The organism is Micromonospora sp. D75, from assembly GCF_018070405.1.
Taxonomy (GTDB): domain Bacteria; phylum Actinomycetota; class Actinomycetes; order Mycobacteriales; family Micromonosporaceae; genus Micromonospora; species Micromonospora chalcea.
The window spans coordinates 1-8,892 of the sequence record NZ_JAGPXV010000205.1; the positions used below are offsets into that span (position 1 = coordinate 1).

At 73.2% G+C, this 8,892-nt stretch carries 7 protein-coding genes; 4 read left to right on the plus strand and 3 right to left on the minus strand.

Annotated elements, in window-relative coordinates; all coding sequences use genetic code 11:
* Positions 1 to 1,322: ribonucleoside-diphosphate reductase subunit alpha (locus tag KBX39_RS14630; protein WP_210871054.1), on the plus strand; the 1,322-nt coding region annotated here is incomplete at its 5' end.
* Entirely contained in the window at positions 1,313 to 2,341 is a 1,029-nt protein-coding gene (locus tag KBX39_RS14635) for a ribonucleotide-diphosphate reductase subunit beta (RefSeq protein WP_043323372.1), read from the plus strand. The genes KBX39_RS14630 and KBX39_RS14635, both read left to right, overlap by 10 nt.
* Positions 2,342 to 2,362: 21 nt before the next feature.
* On the opposite strand, the gene KBX39_RS14640 is transcribed toward KBX39_RS14635, so the two are convergent.
* The 3 genes from KBX39_RS14640 to KBX39_RS14650 are packed head-to-tail and all read right to left on the minus strand — an operon-like array spanning position 2,363 to position 6,227.
* A complete protein-coding gene (locus KBX39_RS14640; protein WP_210871055.1) occupies positions 2,363 to 3,598 on the minus strand; it encodes an MFS transporter in 1,236 nt (411 codons plus the stop codon).
* Positions 3,599 to 3,636: 38 nt separating this feature from the next.
* Complete coding sequence (locus KBX39_RS14645; RefSeq protein ID WP_210871057.1) at positions 3,637 to 5,076, minus strand: condensation domain-containing protein; 1,440 nt, start codon at positions 5,074 to 5,076, stop codon at positions 3,637 to 3,639.
* Positions 5,077 to 5,090: 14 nt separating this feature from the next.
* Positions 5,091 to 6,227 carry a glycosyltransferase gene (locus tag KBX39_RS14650; RefSeq protein WP_233514666.1) on the minus strand — a complete coding sequence of 379 codons (1,137 nt, stop codon included), beginning with the start codon at positions 6,225 to 6,227 and terminating at the stop codon, positions 5,091 to 5,093.
* Between the two features lie 105 nt (positions 6,228 to 6,332).
* Here KBX39_RS14650 and KBX39_RS14655 point away from each other — a divergent pair, with 105 nt between their 5' ends.
* Together KBX39_RS14655 and KBX39_RS14660 are read left to right on the plus strand one after the other, a co-directional pair.
* Complete coding sequence (locus KBX39_RS14655) at positions 6,333 to 7,607, plus strand: DegT/DnrJ/EryC1/StrS family aminotransferase (RefSeq protein WP_240925580.1); 1,275 nt, start codon at positions 6,333 to 6,335, stop codon at positions 7,605 to 7,607.
* A gap of 39 nt (positions 7,608 to 7,646) precedes the next feature.
* The gene (locus tag KBX39_RS14660; RefSeq protein WP_051610915.1) at positions 7,647 to 8,861 is read left to right on the plus strand and encodes an inositol-3-phosphate synthase; all 1,215 of its coding nucleotides are present in this window, start codon (positions 7,647 to 7,649) and stop codon (positions 8,859 to 8,861) included.
* Positions 8,862 to 8,892: the final 31 nt, after the last annotated feature.

Consider the following 8,892-nt stretch of genomic DNA (forward strand, 5'->3'; position numbering starts at 1 on the left):
TCGGCGAGTGGTCGCTCGTCGATCCGTCGGACGCCCCGGAGCTGCCCGACCTGTACGGGGAGGCGTTCGACGCCGCGTACCGGGCGGCGGAGAAGAACGCGGTCCGCACGGTACGGGCCCGGGACCTGTACGGGCGGATGATGCGCACGCTCGCGCAGACCGGCAACGGCTGGATGACGTTCAAGGACGCCGCGAACCGGCTGTCCAACCAGACCGGTGAGCCGGGCAACGTGATCCACCTGTCCAACCTGTGCACCGAGATCCTGGAGGTGAACGACGACGCCGAGACGGCGGTGTGCAACCTCGGCTCGGTGAACCTCGGTGCCCACGTCACCGCCGACGGGGTGGACTGGGAGCGGCTGCGCGCCACGGTCCGCACCGCTGTGGTGTTCCTCGACCGGGTGATCGACATCAACTACTACCCGGCCGAGCAGGCGGCTGCGTCGAACCCGCGCTGGCGGCCGGTCGGGCTCGGCCTGATGGGGTTGCAGGACGCGTTCTTCACGCTGCGCCTGCCGTTCGACTCCCCCGAGGCGAAGGAGCTGTCCACCCGCGTGCAGGAGGAGATTTTGCTGACCGCGCTGGAGACCTCCGCCGGGCTGGCCGAGCGGTTCGGGCCGCATCCGGCGTACCCGCAGACCCGGGCCGCGAAGGGTGACCTGCACCCGGACCTGTGGGGCGCGGAGCCGGCGCAGGCCGGACGGTGGGCGGCGCTGCGTGAGCGGATCGCCGCAGGCGGGCTGCGCAACTCGCTGCTGGTGGCGATCGCACCGACCGCCACCATCGCCTCCATCGCCGGCTGCTACGAGTGCGTCGAGCCGCAGGTGTCCAACCTGTTCAAGCGCGAGACGATGTCCGGGGAGTTCCTCCAGGTCAACACGTACCTGGTGCGGGAGCTGAAGGCGCGCGGGCTGTGGACGCCGCAGGTCCGCGACCGGATCAAGCGGGCCGAGGGCTCGGTGCAGGACATCACCGAGCTGCCCGCGCCGGTGCGGGAGCTGTTCCGCACCGCCTGGGAGCTGCCGCAGCGGGCGCTGATCGACCTGGCCGCCGCGCGGGCGCCGTTCGTCGACCAGTCCCAGTCGCTGAACCTGTTCCTGAGCGCGCCGACCATCGGCAAGCTGTCCTCGATGTACCTGTACGCCTGGAAGGCCGGGCTGAAGACCACCTACTACCTGCGTTCCCGTCCCGCCACCCGCATCCAGCAGGCCACCGTCGCCCCGGTGCCCGCCCCGGTGCCCGGCGTGGTCTCCGCCGTGAGCGACGACGAGGCGCTGGCCTGTTCCCTGGAGAACCCCGAGAGCTGCGAGGCATGCCAGTGACCACCACCGCACCGACCCGGCACATGCTGCTCGACCCCGGCATGGACCTGACCCTGCGGCCGATGCGCTACCCGCGCTTCTTCGACCGGTTCAAGGACGCGATCAGGAACACCTGGACGGTCGAGGAGGTGGACCTGCACTCGGACCTCGCCGACCTGGCGAAGCTGTCCCCCGCCGAACGGCACCTGGTGTCGCGGCTGGTGGCGTTCTTCGCCACCGGCGACACGATCGTCGCCAACAACCTGGTGCTCAACCTCTACCAGCACGTCAACTCGCCCGAGGGCCGGCTCTACCTGTCCCGGCAGCTGTTCGAGGAGGCGGTGCACGTCCAGTTCTACCTGAACCTGCTCGACACGTACGTGCCGGACGAGAAGGAACGGTTCGCCGCGTTCGCCGCGGTGGAGAACATCCCGTCGATCGCCCGCAAGGCCGAGTTCTGCTTCCGGTGGATCGACTCGATCTTCGAGCTGCGCGAGCTGCGGACCCGCGACGACCGGCGGGCGTTCCTGCTCAACCTGATCTGCTTCGCCGCGTGCATCGAGGGCCTGTTCTTCTACGGCGCGTTCGCCTACGTCTACTTCCTGCGGTCCCGGGGCCTGCTCAACGGGCTGGCCTCCGGCACCAACTGGGTATTCCGGGACGAGTCCATGCACATGGCGTTCGCGTTCGACGTGGTGGAGACCGTACGCGCCGAGGAACCGGACCTGTTCGACGCCGAGATGGAGAAGCAGGTGAAGGAGATGCTGGCCGAGGCGGTGGAGTGCGAGGTGAGCTTCGCCGCGGACCTGCTGGGCCAGGGCGTGCCGGGGATGTCGCTGGCCGACATGCGCGAGTACCTCCAGCACGTGGCAGACCGGCGCCTGGCAGTGCTCGGCATCGCCCCGATGTACGGCAGCGCCAACCCGTTCGCGTTCATGGAGTTGCAGGACGTGCAGGAGCTGTCCAACTTCTTCGAGCGGCGGGTGTCGGCGTACCAGGTCGGGGTGACCGGCAGCGTCACGTTCGACGACGACTTCTGACCGCCGCCCCCGCCCCGGCCGTCACGGCCGGGGCGGGGCCGGGCTCTCGCCGGGCAGCGCCGCCGCCCGCACCCGCCCGATCAACGCCACCACGGCGAGCGCCAGCACGGCCACCACCACGAACGCGGTACGCAGGTCCAGCGCGCCGGCGAGCAGGCCGATCACCGGTGCCGCGAGCAGCGCGCCCGGCCACTGGCCCATCGCCACCACGGAGACGCCCTCGCCGGACGTGAGGCCCGGCTGCTCACCGGCGAAGCCGAGCACCGTCGGGGTCACGCACGCCAGGCCGAACCCGAGCAGTCCGAACCCGGCCATCACCGCCGCCGGATGGGGGTACGCCACCGGCAGCGCCACGCCGGCTGTCCGACCAGCGCGCGACAGCCGGACGAAGCGGATCCGCCCGACCCGGCCGGCCAGCCGGTCGCCGAACAGCCGGGCGACGGTCGCGGCCAGCGAGAGACAGGTGTACGTGGCCGCGGCGAGCACCGCCGTGGCGCCGGCCACCTCGGTCGCGTACAGCGCGCTCCACTGGGCGCCGGCCATCTCGATGAACGAGGCGAGGAAGGCGATCACCGCGAGCAGCAGCAGTTGCGGGGTGAACCGGTCACGCAGCCGGCGCCGCGCCTCGCCGTCCTTGGTCTCCTGGCGGGGCGTGTCGGGCAGCCAGCGGTGCGTGCCGATCAGCAGCGCGCCCAGCAGGACACTGGTGACGGCCATCTGCGCCGACGGCGACATCCCGATCGCCGCGGCCCCGGTGCCGCAGAGGCCGCCGACCAGCATGCCGATGCTGAAGCCCGCGTGGAACGTGGACAGGATGGGCCGCCCGTACCGCTTCTGCACCTCGACCGACTGGGCGTTCATCGGCGTGGCCAGCAGGTTCGCCGCGAAGCCCCAGACCGCGAGGCCGCCGACCAGCGCCACCACAGTGGTGGACGCGGCCAGCAGCGGCGCGTTGAGCAGGATCAGCGCGGCCCCGGCCAGCGCCAGCCGGCGGGTGTTGATCCGGCTGATCAGCACCGCCACCACGACCAGGGAGACCAGCTCCCCCGCGTTCGTGGCGATGTTCGCCAGGCCCCAGCCGGTGTTGCCGACCCCTACCGCGTCCCGCACCTCCGGCACGCGGGCCGACCACCCGCCGATGGCCAGGCCCATGATGACGAAGAGCAGCGCCACCGACCAGCGGGCCCGTACGGCCGAGCGGGGCACCGGCGGCGCGGGCTGCTCCGTCGTGTGCTGGTTCGTCGAGGTGTCCGTCATGGTCGTCGTACCTCTCTGGGATCGGTCCGTCGGATCTCCTACCCGATCGCGTGGTCGAGGAAGCACGCACCGTCAGGAAGGCGTACCCGTTCCGGTGTGGTGCCGGGGTCGGTGACGAGCGCCGAGACCACCGCGACGTAGTCGTCGATCAGCCCGCGTACCAGGTCGTCGCCGAAGACACCCCGGTTGCGGATCACCACGCCGCCGGCCCGGTCGTCGTCCACCACGACGATCGGTGAACCCCGCTTGACCCAGACGGGCAGACATTCGGGCGGCACGTCGGCGGCGACCACCGGCGGCGGGGTGCCGGGCGCGGCCCGGGCGGTGATGTCGACCGGCTCCACCCGCAGATCCGGGCAGTGCAGCACCGGCGACGCCGACGCGGCGGACTGGAACCAGGCGTCGAACAGGTGGTTGTCCGGCCAGGGGCGGATCGCCGCGAAGCCGGGACGGACCGCCCGGGCCAGCCGGTGGTACGCGGTGGCGTGCGCGACGGCCCCGGCCAGCGAGGCGTGCGCGGCGCCGACCACAGCGCTCATCGGCGCGTCCGGCGCAACGTCGACCGGCAGGTAGACGTTGTTGGTGAACTGCCCGACGAGCTGCCGGGACAGCGGGCTCTCCCGGCCCAGCGTGGTGGTGCCCAGCACCACCCGGGACCGGCCGGCCCGCCGCGACAGCAGCACCAGGTACGCGGCGAGCAGCAGCACGTACGGGCTGGTGCGGGCCCGCCGTGCGGCCGGGCGCAGCCGCGCGGTGATCTCGGGCGGGAACGCGAAGCGGGTGGCCACCTCGGCGCTGAGCGCGACGTCCGGCGCCGGCGGCGACGCCGGGAAGAGCTGGTACGGCTCCACCGGCCGCAGCCGGTCCCGCCAGTACGCGGCCCGGGCGGCGGCGTCGACGCCGTTGCCGGACTGCTCCGCCTCCTGGAGCGCGGCGAGCGCGGCCGGGTCCACGCCCAGCGGCGGCTGCGGGTCGGCCGCGCCGAGCCGGGCCGCGTACGCGTGGCACAGGTCCTCCACCACGACGCGGCACGACCAGCCGTCGGAGACCATGTGGAAGAAGCAGAGCGCGAGCACGTGCTCGGTCGCGGAGAGCCGGACCAGCGCGGGCCGCCACAGCGGCGCCCGGCCGGGGTCGAACGCGTCGTTGCGGTGCGCGTACGCGATCTGCTCGACGCGGGCCTGCTGCTCGGCCGGCGGCAGTCCGGACAGGTCGACGTACTCCAGCGGCGACTCCACGTGCGGCAGGATCCGCACCTCGGGCTGCACGCCGATGCGGTCGAACCGCATCCGCAGCGCGTCGTGCCGGTCCACCACGTCCTGCATCGCCTGCCGCAGCACGTCGACCCGCAGCGTGCCGCGCAACCGGCGGAACTCCACCACCACGAGCCGTGAGGCGCCGGGACGGGCCGGGTCGAGCGCGGTCATGAACTCCCACATCATCTGCTGGCCGGGGGCCAGCGGGTACGTCGTCGGCACTGCCACTCCCCCCGTCAGGCCGCCACCGGCGGCGTGGCCACCGGCGCGATCTGCCGGTGGTCCGTCTCGTCCGGCTGGTAGTCCGCCTCGTCCGGCGCGCGGAAGCCGGTGAAGAGCAGGTCGGGACGGCCGAGCCGCAGCGAGGTGACGAACGCGGCCCCGTCGAAGAGCGTCTCGATCGCCGCGCAGGCCGCCGACTCGGCCACCGCACGCGGTCCCCGGTCGCCGCCGAGCCGGCCGGGCGTCTTCGCGGCGATCACGGCGGCCGCGACGGCCGGCACCGCGAGCAGGCTGCGTCCCCCGCTGCGCCGGGCGGTCAGCAGCCCGGCCAGCGCGGTTACGGCGAGCGTGCTGGCGGTGTTGAGCACGAACCGGCGCCGGTGCGGGTGGGCCAGGCAGAGCCACTGCTCGGAGCGCCCGTACGTGGTGAACCGGTAGGCGACCGCGCGGAAGGTGTCGGCGACGCCGGTGTCGTGGGTGACCACGCCGTCCGGGTCGGTGAGCAGCACGTAGCCGGCGTCGGTGAGGAGCAGCCCGAGGTGCAGGTCCTCCCCGCCCAGCGGCATCGGGGAGTCCTCCGGGAACCCGCCGACCGCCTCGAAGACGGCACGCTTGACGGCCATGTTCGCGCCGGCGCCCCAGGACACGCGCTCGTAGTGCAGCGGCCGGGTCAGGTCGCCGAGCAGCAGGTAGGAGCGGCGCATCACGCGGAAGAACGCGCTGTCGCCGGGCTCGACGATCACCGGGCCGGTGACGCCGGCGACCTCCTCGCCGGAGGCGCGCAGCCGGGCCGCGTACCGGGTGATCAGGTCGGCCGGCACCCGGCAGTCGGAGTCGGTGAACAGCACCAGGTCGTGGCGGGCGTGCCGGACGCCCAGGTTCCGTTTGGCCCCGACGTGCCGGGGCCCGCGCACGTAGCGGGCGCCGTACTCGGCGCAGGCCGCCCGGTGGGCGGCGGCCGCGGCGGGCGCCGAGTCGTCGACGACCACCACCTCCACCGGCTCGGGGCAGTTCGGGGCGGCGTCGCGCAGACTGCGGAGCTGGCGGCGCATCTCCGCCACCCGGTCCTTGACCGGGATGACCACGGAGACGCCGCGCGTGACGGCGCGGGGTTCGGTCGGTTCGCCCACGGGCGATGCGGATCGGCTCATGCCCCGAGGTTCGACCACCGGGGTACAGCGCCGATACACAGCGCCGGCCGTTGCGGCCATCGCACATGTACCGCTGATGTATCGATGGCCATCAAGGTCGAAGGCATGACGACCTCCATCCCCATCGACCGGCGGCTCGCCGTGGACGGCGGCCAGCCGGTCCGCCCGCCGGACCGCCCATGGCCACGCTGGCCGACCCCCGCGCCGGATGCCGCCGCCAACCTGTCCGCGGTGCTGACCGGCGGCCGGTGGGCGATCAGCAGCCCGTCCGTCGGCGACACCGTCCTGTTCGAGCGACGTTTCGCCGCCGATTTCGCCCGCTACGTCGGCACCCGCCACTGCGTGCCGGTCGACCACGGGTCCAGTGCCCTGGTGGTGGCCCTGGAGTCACTCGGCCTCGGCTACGGCGAGACGGTGCTCGTACCGGCGCTGACCTGGACCGCCTCCGCGACCGCCGCGCTGCGCGCCGGCCTGGTCCCGGTGCTCGTCGACGTCGACCGGGACACCGGCTGCGTCGGGCCGGACCACCTCGACCTGTCCGTGGACCCGCGGGCCGTGGTCGCCGTGCACTGGGCCTCCAACATGGCCGACGTGCCGGCGCTCGACGCGGTCACCCGGCCGCGCGGCATCTCCGTCGTGGAGGACTGCGCGCAGGCCCACGGCGCCACCTGGCAGGGCCGCCAGGCCGGCTCGCTCGGCCGGCTCGGCTGCTTCAGCTTCCAGCACGGCAAGGTCCTCACCTGCGGTGAGGGCGGGGCCGTGGTCACCGACGACGACACGCTCGCGCCGGTGCTCGAGGAGCTGCGGGCCGATTCGCGCCGCTACCGGGACGACCGGACGCCGGCCGGCGAACTGGACCTGGAGGAGAGCGCCGGTGTGCAGGGCGCCAACTTCTGCCTGAGCGAGTTCTCCGCCGCCGTGGCCTGCGCGCAACTGGCCGTCCTGGACGGCCAGCACGACGTGCGCAATCACAACTACCGGCTGCTCGGCGAGCTGCTGGACGGTGTCGACGGCGTACGGCTGCTGCAACCGGCGCCGGGGCAGACCCGCATCTCGATCTACGAGGGCACGATCGTCTTCGACGAGCTGCCGGCCGGCCTGGACAACGCCGCCGTGGCCGCCGCGCTCACCGCCGAGCTGGGCCAGCGGTTCTACTGCACCGACGAGCCGCTGCACCGCAGCCGCCTGCTGCAGCCGTGGACGAAGCCGCTGCTCGCGCCGCTGGCCGAACGCTTCGCGGCGATCCACCGGGAGCGCACGTACCCCAACACCGAGTGGCTCGCCGCACACACCGTCCAGACACACCACAGCACCTTCCTCGGCACCGAACAGGACATGGAGGACATCGCCGCCGCCGTCACCAAGGTGCTCACCCGCTGAACCGCGCCGTCCCGGCGCACCCAGAGAAGGAGTCTTCCCGTGACCGTCACCCAACGCGAGACCTCGCACGCCCCGTCCCCCGAAACGGACGCACCCGTCGGCGTGTGGCTCAACGGCGCCCGCGGTTCGGTCGCCACCACGGCGATCACCGGTCTGCTGGCGCTGCGCGCCGGCATGGCCGACTCGACCGGCTGCGTCACCGACACCGGCATGCTGCGCGACGCGCCGCTGGTGAGCTGGACCGACCTGGTGGTCGGCGGGCACGACATCGTCGACACGCCGCTGGAGAAGAAGGCCGAGTCGCTCGTCGACTCCGGTGTCATCCCGGCGCCGGTGCTGGCCGCCGTGCGGGGCAGCCTGCCCGAGGTCGAGCAGAACCTGCGCACCGGCTACGACGCGCGTACCGAGACCGGACCGCTGGCCGAGGTGGTCGACCGGCTGGCCGGCGACATCGAGGAGTTCCGCGCCCGCCACGGGCTGTCCCGGGTCGTCGTCATCAACGTGTCCTCCACCGAGCCGCCGGCCGACCACCGGCCCGAGCACGATGACCTGGACGCGCTGACCCGCGCCCTGGCCGACCCGGACGACAAGGCGCTGCCGGCCAGCTCGGTGGTCGCGTACGCGGCGTTCCGGGCCGGCTGCGGCTTCGTCGACTTCACCCCGTCCACCGGCGCCCGGCTGCCCGCGCTGGAGATGCTGGCGCAGCGGGAGCGGGTGCCGTTCGCCGGCTCCGACGGCAAGACCGGGGAGACGCTGCTGCGTACCGCCCTGGCGCCGATGTTCACCAGCCGCGCCCTGCACGTGCTCTCCTGGGCCGGGGTGAACCTGCTCGGCGGCGGTGACGGCGCGACGCTGGAGGACCCGCGCAACGCCCGCAGCAAGCTCAGCTCGAAGTCGGGCGTGCTGCCCGCGCTGCTCGGTGAGGACGTCACCGCCCCGCTGCACATCGACAACGTGCCGGACCTCGGCGACCACAAGACCGCCTGGGACCACGTCTCGTTCGAGGGCTTCCTCGGCGTCCGGATGTCCATGCAGCTCACCTGGAGCGGGGTGGACTCCACGCTGGCCGCCCCGCTGGTGCTCGACCTGGCCCGGCTGACCGCCGCGGCGCACCGCGCCGGGCACGTCGGCCCGATCGAGGAGCTGGGGTTCTTCTTCAAGGACCCGATCGGCACCGACGAGCACGCGCTGGCCGAGCAGGCGCAGGCGCTCGCCAGCTGGGCCAACGGGCTGGACGGCCGCGGCGACAGCTGACCTTCGTACCGGCCGCCGGCGCGGCGACTCC

What these genes read in the sequence shown, in the direction of transcription:
- KBX39_RS14640 (WP_210871055.1), bottom strand. Translation starts at nt 3,598, where the DNA reads ATGACGGACACCTCGACGAACCAGCACACGACGGAGCAGCCCGCGCCG.
- KBX39_RS14655 (WP_240925580.1), top strand. Translation starts at nt 6,333, where the DNA reads ATGACGACCTCCATCCCCATCGACCGGCGGCTCGCCGTGGACGGCGGC.
- KBX39_RS14650 (WP_233514666.1), bottom strand. Translation starts at nt 6,227, where the DNA reads ATGAGCCGATCCGCATCGCCCGTGGGCGAACCGACCGAACCCCGCGCC.
- KBX39_RS14635 (WP_043323372.1), top strand. Translation starts at nt 1,313, where the DNA reads ATGCCAGTGACCACCACCGCACCGACCCGGCACATGCTGCTCGACCCC.